Below are 15,602 nucleotides of genomic sequence, written 5' to 3' on the forward strand. Positions count from 1 at the left end.
AGGTTCTACGGAGGTATTACGATATGAGAGTTTTAGTCACAGGCGGCAGCGGCAAACTGGGTAGAGCCACGATCAAGCATCTGGTTGAGAGCGGCCACGACGTCATCAACGCGGATACGATCGCTCCGCCAGAAAACCTCTGCCCCTTCGTCAGGGTCGATTTCGAGGATATGCGCGCCACGATCGAGGCGATCAGTGGCTTTGATTGGGACCACAATCGCAACACTGAAGCCGTCGTCCATCTGGCCGCTGTGCCGATGCCGGGGCGCGTTGCTCCTGCGGATGTTTTCCGGGTCAACACCATTTCGACGTTCAATGTTTTCGAGTCATGCCGCTTGCTCGGCATCAAGAACATCGTGTGGGCGTCGAGCGAGACCCTGCTCGGCATTCCTTACGAGATCAAGCCTGACTATCTGCCGGCGGACGAGAATTATCAGTCGCGCCCGGAAACCTCCTATTCCCTCTCGAAGCATCTCGGCGAGGAGATGGCAAAGCAGTATTGCCGCTGGGACAGCGAGCTCAAGATCGTTTGCCTACGCTTCTCCAACGTTATGGACGAGAGCGAGTATGCGGACTTCCCGGCCTTCGAGCAGAACCCGGGCAGCAGACGCTTCAACCTTTGGACCTATATCGACGCCCGCGACGGGGCACAGGCGATCCGTCGCTCGCTCGAGTGGAGCGGCAAAGGTGCCGAGGTGTTCATCATCGCAAACGACGATGGGGTCATGACCACCTCCAACGAGGAACTCGTCAGGAGGTGGTATCCGGGGGTCCCGTTCAAGAAGCAGATCGGGAACAACGAAACCTTGCTGTCGATCGACAAAGCAAAGAGCGTTCTCGGATACCAGCCTGAACATAGCTGGCGAAAATATGTAGGCTCCTGAGAAATCAGCCAGCTTGAAGGGAAAGAAAATGCCGACCAGGAAACAGACAGCACCGGTCTCAGAGATCAAAGAGGACGCCTTCGCGAAAACAATGACCGCGACAGCGCACCTTCGGTTGCGCCAGCTCATCCTGGATAACAAGTGGGCGCCCGGTTACCAGGCGACCGAACAGGAAGTCGCGTCCCAGTTGGGGATGAGCCGGACGCCCGTAAGGGAGGCGCTCATGCGCCTCCAGCAGGACGGACTTGTCTCGGTGATCCCGAGGCACGGAATGCGGGTTCTGCCGATTTCTATTTCTGACATGAAGGAAATTTACGAAATCCTGACGTCGCTCGAGAGTACGGCTGCAGAGCTTGCCGCCAGCCGCCAGCTTTCCGAGGATCAACTCCGGGGTCTCGAAAAGGCGACGGCCGACATGGACCATGCGCTTTCACAAGATAATTTGGAGCGCTGGGCGCAGGCGGACGCAAGATTTCATGAGCAACTGCTCGACCTTGGCGGCAACCAGATGCTCAAGTCGGTCGTCCTCAATTTCATCGACCGCGCACATCGCGTCAGGATGGTGACGCTGAAGATGCGTCCCAAGCCGGTTAACTCAACCCGCGAACATGCAGAACTCGTGCAAGCAATCCGCGAAGGCGACCGCGAAAAAGCAAGAAACATTCACAAGGCGCACCGCGAGCGGGCAGGCAAGGAACTGCTCGACCTTCTCGAGCGCCTCGGCCTCAACCACCTCTAGGACAGGTTTCAAATGTCATCGTTGTACAACACTCTCAAGATCGCAGTCCTTCCCGGCGACGGGATCGGCAGGGAAGTCATGCCTGCCTGCCTGGAATTGATCGACGCCGCCGTCAGCCAGGCGGGCGCGCCACCGCTCGTGTTCGAGACGCATCAGGCCGGTGCCCAGCACTACGCGGAGACCGGCGAGGCCCTGCCCGCCGCCGCGCTCGAGGCCTGCCGGACATCCGACGCAATCCTCTTCGGCGCGATGGGCTGGCCCGACATCCGCTTCCCGGACGGGACGGAAATCATTCCGCAGCTCGACCTGCGCATGGAGTTCGGCCTGTTTGCAGGTGTCCGTCCGATCCGGTGGTTTCCCGGCCTTCCGAAAGTGCTGTCCGATCCTCGCGCCGAAGGAATCGACTTCGTGTTGGTCCGCGAGCAGACAGAAGGACTGTTTTATGCGCGTGGCCGTGGCGAAGTGCTAAACGACCAAGAGGCCTACGACACGATGCAGATCACGCGGGCCGGCACCGAGCGCGTTACCGAATTCGCTTTCCAGCTGGCCGCCCAGCGCAAACGTCGCGGCAAGGCCGGCACGGTGACCTGCGTCGACAAGGCGAATGTCTTCAGTTCGATGGCTTTCTTCCGGAAGGTTTTCGATGAGATCGCCGCCAAGCACCCCGAGTTGCAGAAGGACTATGCCTATGTCGACGCGCTGGCGCTCAACATGGTGAAGAAGCCTTGGACGCTTGACGTGCTGGTGACCGAGAACATGTTTGGCGACATCCTTTCCGACCTTGCGGCCGGTCTGATCGGCGGCATGGGTATGGCCCCTTCGGCGGACATCGGCGATACGCACGGCCTCTTCCAGCCGGCACACGGGACCGCTCCCGATATCGCGGGCAAGGGCGTCGCCAATCCGGGCGCAATGTTCCTGTCGGGAGCGATGATGCTCGACTGGCTGGCGGTGAAGCACGGGGATCAGCGGCTTGCTGACGCCGCCGGGCTGATCGAGGCCGCGGTCGAGCACACCTTGTCGACCAAGATCGCGGTTCCAATGGAGTATGGCGGAAGCGCCAATTGCGCGGAGATGACGCGCAGCGTGATCGGCGCTCTGGGTGCCGTCCGCAAGGAGGTCGCATGAGTTCGGCATCCACAGGCTTTGTCGTGGTCGTAGAGTTCGTCGTTCGAAACCAGTTCGCCGATAATTTCGATGCGGCGATAATCGAGAATGCGGCGACGTCGCTGCGCGACGAACCGAACTGCGAAGTGTTCGATGTCTGCCGCGATCCTGAGCGGCCCGAGCGAATCTACCTCTATGAAGTCTATGGCTCAAGAGCCGATTTCGACTTCCACCTGAAGACGCCGCACTTCACGAGCTTTGATGCGATGGTTCGAGATTGGGTGGCCGAAAAGCGAGTGGAAACGTTCGAGCGCATTTCGTCCCACAAGAAGGAGGGCGCGAGATGACCAGCAGCGTCAAGGCGATTGTCTTCGACACGTTCGGCACTGTCGTCGACTGGCGGGGTTCGATCATCCGCGATCTCACCGCCTGGGGCGCGGCGGAGGGCCTGCAGATCGACTGGACCGGTCTCGTCGACCGCTGGCGAGACCATTACAATCCCCAGAAAGCGCGGGTGCGCAGCGGCGAGTTGCCGTGGACGAACCTGGACGAACTTCACTTCGATGCCTTGAAGGCAGTGTTCGCAGAGATGGGGCTGGCCGAACTAGACCACGACCGGATGATGCACGTCAACAAGGTCTGGCATCGCCTGGACGGCTGGCCCGACACATCGCGCGGGCTACACCGGCTGAAGTCGAAGTTTATCATCGGCCCTCTGTCCAACGCCAATGTCGCGATTCTCGTCAATATGGCAAAGCATGCCGACTTGCCGTGGGACAACGTGTTCTCCTGCGAGCTTTTCCAGCACTACAAGCCCGATCCTGAGACCTACCTCGGGGTCTGCAAACTCCTTTATCTGGAGCCCGGGGCCGTCATGATGTGCGCTGCCCACAACTACGATCTTGCCGCCGCGCGCAGCCTTGGCCTTAAAACCGCATTCATCGCACGACCCACCGAATACGGCGAGGGCCAGACGACCGACCTCACAGCCGAGCAGCGCTGGGATTACGTCGCCGACGATCTCGAAGACCTCGCCCGACAACTCGGATGCTAGAAGAGAGAAAGACAATGCAGACATACAAGATGTTCATCGACGGCAAGTGGGAAGACGCTGCCAACGGAGATACGTTCGAGACGAAGAACCCTTTCAACGGGCAGACCTGGGCCGCTATTCCGAAGGGCGGCAGGGAAGATGCGGAACGAGCAGTCGAGGCTGCGCACCGCGCCTTCACGAGCGGTCCGTGGCCGAAGCTCACCGCGAGCGCCCGCGGACACCTTCTTCGGCGTCTTGGCGACCTGATCGCCGAGAATGCGGAGCATCTCGCGACGATCGAGGTTACGGACAACGGCAAGCTCATCAACGAGATGCTGTTTCAGCTCAAATACATCCCGCAGTGGTACTACTACTTCGGCGGGCTGGCGGACAAGATCGAAGGAGCGGTCATCCCGATCGATAAGGCGGACACCTTCAACTTCACTCGTAATGAGCCGCTCGGCGTCTGCGTCGGGATTACGCCGTGGAACTCCCCTCTCCTGCTGCTCGCCTACAAGCTGGCACCGGCACTCGCCGCAGGGAACACATTCGTGGCAAAGCCCTCGGAGTTCACGTCTGCTTCGACCCTTGAGTTCGCAAAGCTCGTCGAGCAGGCTGGCTTTCCCGCGGGCGTCTTCAACGTCGTCACAGGGTTCGGCGCAGATGTCGGCGAGACGCTGACGACCCACAAGTACGTCGCCAAGATCGCTTTCACGGGAAGTGAAGGCACCGGGCGCAAGATCGGCGAGCTTGCAGCGCGCAACTTCAAGAAGGTTACGCTTGAACTCGGCGGCAAGAGCCCGCACATCGTCTTCGACGATGCGGAGATCGACAATGCCGTCAACGGGGTGATCTCCGGCATCTTCGCTGCCACCGGACAGACATGTATTGCGGGCTCACGATTGCTCGTGCAGCGAAAGATCCACGACCAGTTTCTCGAGAAGATCGTCAACCTCGCAAAAACGGCGAGAATGGGCGATCCGCTCTTGACGTCGACGCAGGTTGGCCCCGTGACGACGCCGCCGCAACTCGAGAAGATCCTCGGCTATATCAACATCGCAAAAGGCGAAGGCGCCGAATGCGTTCTCGGTGGGGGGCGGCCGGACAATGCCGAGCTCTCCAGGGGCTGGTTCGTCGAACCTACGATTTTCTCCGGGGTCCGAAACGACATGCGCATCGCGCAGGAGGAGGTCTTCGGCCCGGTTCTGGCGGTCATCCCCTTCGACAGCGATGAGGAAGCCGTGCATATTGCCAATGACACCAATTACGGGCTGGCCGCGGGCTTCTGGACCCAGGACATGCGTCGTATCCTGAAGGTTTCGGCCGCTATCCAGGCTGGCACCATCTGGGTCAACACTTACCGCGTCATCAGCTATATGTCGCCGCTGGGAGGCTACAAGCACTCCGGCATCGGTCGCGAGAATGGCATCGCCTCGATCCAGAACTACATGCAGACGAAGAGCGTGATGATCTCGACCGCTGAAGACGTCGCCAACCCCTTCATCATGAGGTGATTCATGGTGGCCGCCGGAAAGTTGCTGGTCGGCTGCGTCGCCGACGATTTCACGGGAGCGACCGACGTCGCGAACATCTTCGCGCGCGCCGGCCTCAAAACGACGGTGCTGATCGGCGTTCCTGAAGACGACAGGGACATTGACGCCGACGTAATCGTTGTCGCCCTCAAGACTCGAACGACACCTCCGCAAATGGCGGTCGAGCAGTCCTTGGCCGCGCTGCGATGGCTGCGTGGCTGTGGCGCGCAGAAGTACTACTTCAAGTACTGCTCGACGTTCGATTCCACGGCGAAGGGCAACATCGGCCCGGTCGCCGACGCGATGCTTGCGGAGCTTGGCCAATCCATAACGATCGCCTGCCCCGCCTTCCCTGCCAACGGCCGGACGGTTTACAAGGGCAACCTGTTCGTCGGCGACGTGCCGCTGGACGAGTCCGGCATGCGCAATCATCCGTTGACGCCGATAACAGACGCGAACCTGCTGCGGGTGCTCGGGCCGCAGTCGCGGGCCGAAATCACCGGATGCTATTACGAGACGGTGAAGCAAGGGGCGTCCGCCATCGCCGAATGGGCCGCCCCCATTCACGGCGACGGCACGCGTATTGTCGTCATCGACGCCCTGGCTGACGAGGACCTTGTCGAGATTGCCCAGGCATTCAAGGATCTCGTGCTGTTCACCGGTGCGTCGGGCCTGGCATATGGGCTGGCTCGTGTTCTTCTTGCCGGCGGGAACAGCCGCGACGCTGCCGTTACGACTGACTTGGAAGAAGGCTACAGAGCCGTCGTCTCCGGTAGCTGCTCGGTCGCAACCAACGGACAGGTAGAGGCGATGCTCGCAGACCACGAGGGTTTCCGCGTCGACCTCTCAAAGCTGGCGGACGGCGGCGATGTCGTCGGCGAGGCCGTCGAGTGGGCCTCGTCCCGTCTGGGCCGCAAGCCTGTTCTCATCTATGCGACGGCTCTGCCCGACGAGGTGAAGGAAAACCAACGCAAGTTGGGCGCCGCGCAGTCCGGCGAGATGGTCGAGGCCGCCCTCTCCTCAATCGCGCGAAGGCTCGTCGAGAAGGGTGTGAGCGATCTCATCGTCGCCGGCGGCGAGACGTCGGGAGCGGTGGTGAAGTCGCTCGGCGTCGACCAGCTCTCGATTGGCAACGAAATCGCCCCCGGAGTGCCGTGGGTACACGCAAAGAGCCAGGGGCGATCTCTGTCGCTCGCGTTGAAGTCCGGCAACTTCGGCGAACGGGACTTCTTCATGAACGCTTGGGACCGGCTACGATGATAGGCTCCATATCTGAAGAGACGAAGGTCCGCGACGAGATAGTCGAGGTCGGTCGCTCGCTCTTCGACCGCGGGCTGACCGCAGGATCGACCGGCAACATCAGCGTCCGTCTGTCGGACGGTCGAATTTTGATGACGCCCACCAACGCTTCGCTGGGCGTGCTCGATCCAGCACGGCTGTCCTGCTTTTCGGCGGAAGGCGTGCATGTCGGAGGTGACAAGCCCACCAAGGAGGCGTTCCTCCACAAGTGCATGTATTGCGGTAAGGACAATCGCCGAGCCGTCGTCCACCTGCATTCAACCTATTCGGTTGCCGTCAGCTTGTTGAAGCAGGTCAACGAGCGCGACGTTCTGCCGCCCCTGACCGCCTACTATGTCATGCGTATCGGTTTCCTGCCGCTCGTGCCGTATTTTCCTCCCGGAGACGAAGCGCTGGCGGCGGCGGTGGGAGCCGCCGCCGCGAACCATCATGCGGTGTTGATGGCAAACCATGGACCTGTCGTCGCGGGCAAGTCCCTAAAGGACGCCCAGTACGCGACAGAGGAGTTGGAGGAAACGGCGAAGCTCTTCTTGCTCTTGCAGAACCACGAGGTCCGGCCGCTCACCGCCGAGGAAAGGGCCACCTTGATCAATCTCTCGAGGTGACAAGAGCGCGTTACGAACCAGGAGGAACCCAGCGGGTCTGGGTGCCGTAACCTGCACTCTCGTTCGTGCCATTGTGCGGCCCGTAAAGGGGAAATGCCATGAAACTTCTGGTCACTGGAAGCAGCGGACGAATCGGGCGCGCGGCGATTGAACGCCTTCTCGAAGAGGGGCACGAGGTCATCGGAATCGACGAGGTGCCGTCATCCGACATGAGGTGCCCGTTCGCCCGCGTCGATATGCGGGACTATGGCCAGGTCCTTGATGCGGTCGCCGATATCGAATCCGGGATTGATGGCATCGTCCATCTTGCTGCGATAGTAGGCGCGAAAGTCGCTGCGAGCACGCACATATTTCACACCAATACCGCCATCAGCTACAATGTTTTCCAATCTGCAAGGATCGCGGGCATAAAGAACATTGTTTCTGCGAGCAGTGAGACCTTGCTGGGCGTCCCGTTTGACGATCCACCTGCCTATTTTCCGGTCGATGACAAGCTGACCTCGAAGCCTGAGAGTAGCTACGCGCTTTCCAAACTTGTAGACGAATCCGTCGCAGCCGAATTCTGCCGCTCGGATCCCGCGCTCAAAATGATCGGCCCGCGGTTTTCTTGGGTAAAAGAGCCCCACCAATATGATGCAATGAAAGCTTGCGAAGATAATCCCGGCGTTCAGAAATGGAACCTGTGGTCCTATGTTGACAGACGGGACTGTGCCCAGGCCATTTCGCTTGCGCTCAACGCAAGCCTCAATGGTTTCCATCACTTCGTGATAGCAGCAGATGATACCGTGTTGGCGCGGCCCACACGTGCCCTTAGGGCTGCTTATTATCCCAATGTACCGCTACAAGGACAACGTGCTGAACATGGCAGTCTTGTCTCAAGCCTAGTGGCCCCGAGACGTTCTATGATATCGCCCGAAGTACAGCTGGCGTGACATACCAGCGGGGGTCTCCTAGCTTCTTAGGCTGCTGTGACCTTTCAAAAGAAGGTCGAACGCGGATCAGCAGATTTATCATATCCGGGCGGGCTTCCAAGTTGCTTGCATTCGCTTCATAAGGTTCGCCGGTGTTTGCACTTCTGAAAATGGGGAACACAGACGTGATTTCGAAGGGTGCGGAAGAAGCAGCGTCGGCAACGACGTCTCCTTGTGTACACATCTCTCGTCCAACTGCTTTCAAACAGCAGACGGCAGACTTCAACTCCGAGCTTCACGCTCGACCGTCGATCTATTTCACCGGTCCGGCAATTGTTGAGCACGTTGCTTTCATGCCCATAGACGGTGTGATCAAGGAGTTCCACGACAGTCTCGAAGCTGATGGCACGATTTCGGTTAGAGTCGAAAGGCACACTGAATTCGTGACGGTTACGCGCGTCCGGAAACTTGACAGCGAGCCAGGGGGCTGGCCGGAATCTGACCTCCTTGAAAGTGATTTTGCCGAGCTCGCAGGATTGAACTCACCGCTGCTCGTTTGTCACGTCAGCATCCTTGTCCTCGGGAACCCTCCTGACAAGCTGGGACCGGTGCTGGAAACCTTCGGCTTCGGTGATACCGCCGCCTCATTGATCGGTGGGGGCGCGGCGCAGGTTTGCTCCGATTTTCGTGTTCGAGGGGACAATTCAAGTAGAATTATCCTGTTCAACAAGGACCTGAACGCACACCGACTGGGGCGCATGGTACGCCGCATCTTCGAGATCGAAACCTACAGATCCATGGCGCTTCTCGGATTGCCGGAAGCGCGTCGTCTCGCCCCGCTTCTCGGCGGATATGACACGGAGTTGGTTCAACTGACCAATCGCAATCTTCGTACGCCCGCACATCAGCACAAGCAATTGCTCGAGGAGATTACCGCTCTCTCATCCCATGTCATTTCGGCCACCGCCGAGACCAGAAACAGATTCGGCGCAACCGCAGCCTACGCCAAGATCGTTGAGGAGAGGATCGCGCTTTTACGGGAAACGCACGTCGTCGGCTTTCAACGCTTCGGTACCTTCGTGGAGCGGCGGTTCAAGCCAGCGGTGCGTACCTGTGAAGCGACCGCCTTGAGGCTTGAGCAACTATCGAGGGCCGCGATGCACTTGCTCGACTTGTTGCAAACCCGAATTCAGGTCGAGATCGAATTCCAGAACGCGACACAGATCCAGGCCATGGCTGATCGCGCCGCGACGCAGGTCAAGATCCAGCGCGCGGTCGAAGGCTTTTCGATCATTGCAATAAGCTACTATTTGTTGAGCTTGCTGAAGTTCGTGTATGAAACGGCAGACCACGCTGGGTTCCATTTCGATCCAATGATCATGCTCCTCGCTGTTCCGGTCGTTGTGGGATCTGTTGTGATCACTATTCTGCGCGTCAAGCATGCGCTGAAAGCAGAGAGCTAGCGGCGCGCAACCTCGCCTCAACAAGCTCGATCAATCAAGCAGCTCTTGAGTATCTCCACGAGGCGGTTCAGCGGAGGCGGTCATCTCTTCTTCAGGTAATGGCTCGCTCGGGGACTGCGTTTTGAATCTAAGATTTGGCAGGCATTCTCGCCACCACGACGTCGGCGACAATCAATAATGCCAGAGACGACGCACTTTTAGCTTTGCCGAAAATTCCGATGGGAGCTTTGATCCGGTTGATCGGCCTACGCAATAGCCGTCGTCGGCCAGAGCCTTGATCCGCTCGCCAGCCGGCTGAGGGTTCTTTCGATCGTATCCTGCATTGGCCTTTGCGCCCTTCAATTTCGGTTAAGGTATTACGTATAAGGTTATACCTCATACGGAGTTCAAAAGGTTTGCTCGGGCGGAGGGGAAATAATGTGGAGGATTCGGAAATTTGGCGTGGCGATACGTTTGTCTATCGCATTCGGGTTGCTGTTGTGCGCAATGGGAGTTCTGTCTCTTTCGTCAATCAGCCAGGTCGACGAGATCAACGGGAAGCTCAGCCTCATAAATGGCAGTAATAGCCAAAAATTTCGGAATGGCATCGATATGCTGGGCTCGGTCCGCGATCGAGCGGTAGCATTGCGCGACATCGTTTTGACTGACTCGAATACGGATCAAGCCACGACAATCGTGATGATGAGAAAGCTACAGGCATCCTACGCTTCCAACTTCGCGGAGTTGCAAAAGGCCGTTAATTCCGACGTCGCCAGCACCCCCGCAGAGCGTCGCCTCGCTGAGGGTCTGACGGCTTTTCAGAATGACGCCGAGCCTTTGATTGCCGACGTCACCAAGTTGACGCTCGACGGAAAAAGAGACGAGGCAAAGCCGCTGCTCTTAAATGAACTGAGACCCAAGTTGACGGCATGGATTGGTGCTCTGAACAAGTTGATCGATTACGAGCAAGCTCTAAACCAAGGCGTTGGTGGCAAAGTTAAAGCAGCTTCTGATGAATTTAAATTTCTGACGCTAGCTGCGCTCGGCATAGCTGCCTTGTTCGGAGTAACCGCGGCATCGCTCACTATCCGCTCCATCATCGTGCCTCTGGCGAAACTACAGCAGTCAGTCCTGCAAATGATCGCCGGCGACATGGAAATTGACCAAATACTCGAGCGACGGAAGGATGAAATCGGTCAGCTCGCGCGGCAGATATCCGGCCTTAAGAATCATCTTTCAGAAAAAGCGGAGCGCGATGCGGTCGCCGAGCATCATCGACAGGATGCCGAGCGGCGGCGTTTGGAGAACGAAGGAGAGGAGCGCCAGCGGGCTGCCGAACAGACCAGTTCCGCCGTCGAACAAGTTGCCGATGCACTGAGGCAGTTATCGAAAGGCAACCTTCACATTCAGCTTGATCGGCCTTTCACGGGAGCTCTTGAGCCGCTCAGATTGGACTTCAATTCAGCGATTAGCCAGCTTCGCGATGCAATGTCCGAAGTAAACGACAATGCGCAGGCGATTGCTGCGGGGGCTGAAGAAATCCGTACTTCCTCGAACGAACTCGCGGTGAGAACGGAGCAGCAAGCTATAGTCGTCGAGCAAACGGCTTCTGTCCTCGCAGACATGACAAGGCAGGTGGTGGACGCAAGCCATAAAGCTCACGCAGCAGGGATCCTCGTCGGCGAGACCAAGGAACATGCCGAGAGGTCAGGCACCATAATGCGCGAGACTATTGAGGCCATGACAAACATTCGGTCTTCTTCGGTCGAAATAGGCAATATTATCGGTGTCATCGATGAAATCGCATCTCAGACAAACCTTTTGGCTTTGAACGCAGGCATTGAGGCGGCTCGGGCCGGGGAGACTGGCCGAGGGTTCGCGGTAGTAGCGCAGGAGGTCAGAGACCTGGCGCAAAGGTCTGCGGCGGCGGCGAAAGAAATCAAGTCTCTGATCAAAATATCCAACCTGCATATCAATGATGGGGTCCAGCGTGTGCAACAGGCCGGCAACGCTTTGGGCCAAATCGTTGTTCAGGTGCAGAGCGTCAATCAGAACGTCGACGCCATTGCTCAGGTTTCTCGCGTCCAAGCCGACGGGCTCAAGGAAATCAATTTCTCAGTCGGTAAGATCGAATCAGCGACACAGCAGAACACAGCTATGGTGGAAGAGTCGACTGCTGCCGTGAACAATCTCGCGAAGGAGACCGCATCGCTTTTCGAGATGCTATCCAGGTTCCAAATTGCCGATGGGCCGGCAAAGACGAACCGCGCAGAGGAGCCAACGCTTTATCTAGTCGTGGCATAGCAGAGCCGATGCAAAGCAGGACTTTCATTTTATGCCCGGTGTGATCTCCCTCCCCCAGAGGGACTAGCATCTGCCGAGGACCGAAACCCGACGACGCAGCAATCTACGGAGGGGAGATTGGCGGCGCTGGAAACTCAGAGGGCCGCTGACCTGCGGTAAGCGGCCGGAATTTTTGAGACGCCTTTTTATTAACCGGAAGGTCAATAAGGCGGCCCGGCGTTTTAAGCCGGCAAGGCACGTTCTCCACTTAAGACGCGCCAGGTTCGCCGCTCTCGAAGGACTAGGGACGGAATAGGGACATCGAGCCGGCACAAGCGTTCGGTTGCCGTTTTCGGGAGTCGAGTTGCGACGGCGCGATGATAGGATGCGGCTTGCCCTGGTCGCCAAACAGGACTCGTCGGCTCCAAGATCTCCTAACATTTGTGCACACAAGGCAGTGGAACCTCGATGTGGTCGAGGGCAATTCTCTGCGATCAATCCAGTGACCGATCGATGCCTCGACGGAGGCCGTACTCGTTGCCCTTCAAGACTCCACCAAACGGCAGAAAAAGTGCTTGCCATATTGGGTATGACATCATACCTTATACCTACGCGCAGAGGAGCACAGTGCGCGGAATTCGTGGGAACGCACTTTAGAGACCACTCCGGAAACCGATCGGGCTTTTCCGAGAGGAGCAGTGCGCCCGCGCGAGCGTGGGAGGACAGGTTTTGAGAAATACCCGACTGCGTTGCATCCGCACGCAAACGATCAGGCCTTACCTAATGGGGAGGCCACTATGACGGTTCACGGAGCCATCGAAGATGTCGCAAGGACCTCAAGCCTGGCAGCAATGGCACGCAAGATCGAACATGCCTTGGTAAGGTGCCTGGAGATACCGGTAGCACTTCTGGTGCTTTGCGAAATTCTTCTACTGTTTTCAGCCGTTGTCGCCCGGTACGTATTCCACGTCCCGCTGGTTTGGTCGGACGAACTGGCGTCAATCTTGTTCCTCTGGCTTGCTATGCTTGGTTCCGCCGTCGCTTTTCAGCGGCAGGAACACATGCGCATGACGGCGGTGGTCACCGCATTGAAGGGCGATACACGCCGCTTCGTCGAACTGGTTTCGGTCGCCGCAGCACTTGCCTTTCTCGTACTAATCCTGCCCGCATCTCTGGAATATGCCACCGAAGAGTCCTACGTCTGGACGCCCGCGATGAATATTCAGAACTCATGGCGCGCCTCGGCGTTGCCGACGAGCTTCGCTTTGATGCTTGTTTTCGCGGTGTTGCGGCTTCTGCAGAGCTCGAATCTCCGTCTCGCGCTCGGTGCGATTGCTGCCGTGGCAGCGGTCTTCTGCTTGTTTTGGGCGCTGAAGCCGGTCTTCGCCGGTCTCGGAAACCTCAATCTTCTCGTCTTCTTCGTCGGCGGCGTTGCGGCGTGTGTTTTCGGCGGCGTGCCGATCGCCTTTTCATTCGCGATCGCTACATTCGGCTACCTTATATTGACCACCAGAACGCCGCCTCTGATCATTGTCGGCAGGATCGATGAAGGTGTCAGCCATCTGATCCTTCTTGCGATCCCTCTGTTTGTGTTTCTCGGCCAACTTATCCAGATGACGGGTATGGCACGGGCGATGGTTGCGTTCCTCGCCAGCCTTCTTGGCCATGTGCGCGGCGGGCTTCACTACGTGCTGGTGGCTGCGATGTATCTTGTATCTGGGATTTCAGGATCGAAGGCCGCCGACATGGCCGCCGTCGCGCCCGTGTTGTTTCCGGAGATGAAGGCGCGCGGCGCAGACGAAGGCGATCTTGTCGCACTTCTGTCGGCGACGGGCGCCCAGACTGAGACAATCCCGCCTAGCATCGTCTTGATTACAGTGGGATCCGCTACCGGGGTGTCGATCGCCGCGCTGTTCACCGGCGGTCTTCTCCCCGGCCTTATTCTGGCGGTAACCCTTTGCTTCTTGGTCCGCTGGCGCTGCCGCAACGATGATCCGAGCCACGTCAAGAGGGCAAGTCGACGGCAGATCGGCAAGCTGCTTCTCGCTGCACTGCCTGCCCTTGCGCTTCCGTTCGTCATCCGCTCAGCTGTCATCGAAGGTGTCGCCACGGCGACGGAAGTTTCGACAATCGGCATTGCTTACTCGGTAATCGCGGGCCTTCTGTTCTACCGTCAGTTCGATTGGCGCCGACTCAAGCCGATGCTTGTCGAGACGGCGAGCCTATCCGGTTCGATCCTTCTGATTATCGGCGCGGCCACGGCGATGGCTTGGGGCCTGACGCAATCAGGCTTCTCGACAGCGCTGGCTCAAAACCTTTCAACGCTCCCGGGCGGTGCGGTGACCTTCATGATCGTCTCGATCGTCATTTTCATCATCCTCGGCAGTGTGCTCGAGGGGATACCCGCAATCGTACTGTTCGCACCGTTGCTGTTCCCGGTTGCTCAGCAATTGGGCATCCATCAGGTGCATTACGCCATGGTTGTCGTGTTGGCGATGGGTATCGGCCTCTTCGCTCCACCCTTCGGTGTTGGCTACTACGCTGCCTGTGCAATCAGCCGAGTCAGCCCCGACGCCGGCATGAAACCGATCGTCGGCTACATCGTCGCCATGGCCATTGGTCTTGCTGCGGTTGCTGCGGTTCCGTGGCTCTCGATCGGCTTCCTGTAGCCCGACCTCGACCAACCAAAATTACAGAGCTTATTTGGAGGAGAACGAAATGGTAAATCTGACAAGACGCGCATTCACAGTGACGACGACGCTTGGTCTCAGCGCCACGGCGCTCGGGTTTTCGATGAAGCGAGCGGCCGCAGCCGAGTATTCCCTGAAGTTCGCGTTCAATCTGGCCGAGACCCATCCGATCACCACGCGCGCAAGGGAGGCGGCAGCACGCATCCAACACGAGACAAACGGGCGGGTGGAACTGCAGGTCTACCCGAACAACCAGCTTGGTAGCGACACTGATATGCTGTCGCAGGTGAGAGCAGGCGGCATCGATCTGTTCCTGAACTCTGGTATCAATGTACTGTCCACGATGGTCCCGGCGGCCTCGATCTACGGTCTCGGCTTCATTTTCCCGGACTATGATACGGTTTGGAAGACGATGGATGGTGAACTCGGTGCCGCTCTGCATAAGCTCATCGAAAAGGTGAATCTCCTCCCGATGGAAAAGATGTGGGACAACGGGTTCCGGCACATCACCACCAGTACGCACCCAGTCAACTCGCCCGCAGATCTCGCCGGTATGAAAATCCGCGTTCCAGTCGGAGCGCTGTGGACCTCCATGTTCCAGACGTTTGGGGCAGCTCCGGCGTCCATTAATTTCAACGAACTCTATTCTGCACTTCAGACGAAGGTCGTCGATGGACAGGAAAATTCGCTGGCCAACATCAAGACCGCAAATATTGTCGAGGTCCAAAAATACTGCGCATTAACCCGGCACATGTGGGACGCGTTTTTCTGCGTTGCCAACAAGCGCAACTGGGCAAGCCTGCCGGCGGATGTGCAGGAGGTCGTGAGCCGCAACATCAACCTAGCCGCGCTTGATGAGCGCCAAGATATGGCCAAGTTGTCGGAGTCCCTCAAAGAGGTCCTGGCCAAACAGGGCCTTGTATTCAATCAGCCCGACACTGAGGCGTTCAGGCAGAAACTTCGCGACGGCGGCTTCTACACCGGCTGGCGCGAAAAATATGGCGAGGAATTGTGGGCAATTCTCGAGAAGACGGTAGGGAAACTCACGTAGGCCCCTAGAAGGTATATGTTCTCCCA

13 protein-coding genes are annotated in these 15,602 nt (G+C 58.2%); all 13 read left to right on the forward strand.

All coding sequences use genetic code 11. The features are described from left to right. Positions 1 to 23 precede the first annotated feature (23 nt). The 13 genes from K290_RS0119870 to K290_RS0119930 all read left to right on the forward strand — a co-directional run bounded on the left by K290_RS0119870 (position 24) and on the right by K290_RS0119930 (position 15,576). Positions 24 to 884, forward strand: a complete 861-nt coding sequence (locus K290_RS0119870; RefSeq protein ID WP_004129798.1) for an NAD-dependent epimerase/dehydratase family protein — start codon at positions 24 to 26, stop codon at positions 882 to 884. Positions 885 to 912: 28 nt separating this feature from the next. Further along, on the forward strand, positions 913 to 1,623 hold the full coding sequence (locus K290_RS0119875; protein WP_004129802.1) for a GntR family transcriptional regulator: 711 nt from the start codon (positions 913 to 915) through the stop codon (positions 1,621 to 1,623). Between the two features lie 12 nt (positions 1,624 to 1,635). Continuing rightward, on the forward strand, positions 1,636 to 2,751 hold the full coding sequence (locus K290_RS0119880) for an isocitrate/isopropylmalate dehydrogenase family protein (RefSeq protein ID WP_028753515.1): 1,116 nt from the start codon (positions 1,636 to 1,638) through the stop codon (positions 2,749 to 2,751). Beyond that, positions 2,748 to 3,077 (forward strand): putative quinol monooxygenase, encoded by a 330-nt coding sequence (locus K290_RS0119885; RefSeq protein WP_028753516.1) that lies wholly within the window; start codon positions 2,748 to 2,750, stop codon positions 3,075 to 3,077. The genes K290_RS0119880 and K290_RS0119885 overlap by 4 nt, the downstream gene beginning before the upstream one ends. Then, positions 3,074 to 3,784, forward strand: coding sequence for a haloacid dehalogenase type II (locus K290_RS0119890; protein ID WP_004129810.1), 711 nt, complete (start codon positions 3,074 to 3,076; stop codon positions 3,782 to 3,784). Before K290_RS0119885 ends, K290_RS0119890 begins: the two co-directional genes overlap by 4 nt. 14 nt (positions 3,785 to 3,798) lie before the next feature. Next, entirely contained in the window at positions 3,799 to 5,277 is a 1,479-nt protein-coding gene (locus K290_RS0119895; protein WP_028753517.1) for an aldehyde dehydrogenase, read from the forward strand. A gap of 3 nt (positions 5,278 to 5,280) precedes the next feature. After that, the gene (gene otnK, locus K290_RS0119900; protein WP_028753518.1) at positions 5,281 to 6,555 is read left to right on the forward strand and encodes a 3-oxo-tetronate kinase; all 1,275 of its coding nucleotides are present in this window, start codon (positions 5,281 to 5,283) and stop codon (positions 6,553 to 6,555) included. Then, the gene (gene otnC, locus K290_RS0119905; RefSeq protein WP_004129830.1) at positions 6,552 to 7,199 is read left to right on the forward strand and encodes a 3-oxo-tetronate 4-phosphate decarboxylase; all 648 of its coding nucleotides are present in this window, start codon (positions 6,552 to 6,554) and stop codon (positions 7,197 to 7,199) included. The genes otnK and otnC overlap by 4 nt, the downstream gene beginning before the upstream one ends. Before the next feature lie 98 nt (positions 7,200 to 7,297). Beyond that, positions 7,298 to 8,131, forward strand: coding sequence for an NAD-dependent epimerase/dehydratase family protein (locus tag K290_RS34565; RefSeq protein WP_081670363.1), 834 nt, complete (start codon positions 7,298 to 7,300; stop codon positions 8,129 to 8,131). A 164-nt stretch (positions 8,132 to 8,295) separates the two neighbouring features. After that, the gene (locus K290_RS0119915; RefSeq protein WP_028753519.1) at positions 8,296 to 9,573 is read left to right on the forward strand and encodes a DUF3422 domain-containing protein; all 1,278 of its coding nucleotides are present in this window, start codon (positions 8,296 to 8,298) and stop codon (positions 9,571 to 9,573) included. Positions 9,574 to 10,014: 441 nt separating this feature from the next. Beyond that, positions 10,015 to 11,856 carry a methyl-accepting chemotaxis protein gene (locus K290_RS34570; protein WP_245276592.1) on the forward strand — a complete coding sequence of 614 codons (1,842 nt, stop codon included), beginning with the start codon at positions 10,015 to 10,017 and terminating at the stop codon, positions 11,854 to 11,856. A 776-nt stretch (positions 11,857 to 12,632) separates the two neighbouring features. Then, on the forward strand, positions 12,633 to 14,504 hold the full coding sequence (locus tag K290_RS0119925) for a TRAP transporter large permease (RefSeq protein ID WP_028753520.1): 1,872 nt from the start codon (positions 12,633 to 12,635) through the stop codon (positions 14,502 to 14,504). A 49-nt stretch (positions 14,505 to 14,553) separates the two neighbouring features. After that, positions 14,554 to 15,576 (forward strand): TRAP transporter substrate-binding protein, encoded by a 1,023-nt coding sequence (locus K290_RS0119930; RefSeq protein WP_028753521.1) that lies wholly within the window; start codon positions 14,554 to 14,556, stop codon positions 15,574 to 15,576. Positions 15,577 to 15,602 lie beyond the last annotated feature (26 nt).

This window comes from Rhizobium leucaenae USDA 9039, assembly GCF_000426285.1.
GTDB classification, from domain to species: Bacteria; Pseudomonadota; Alphaproteobacteria; order Rhizobiales; family Rhizobiaceae; genus Rhizobium; species Rhizobium leucaenae.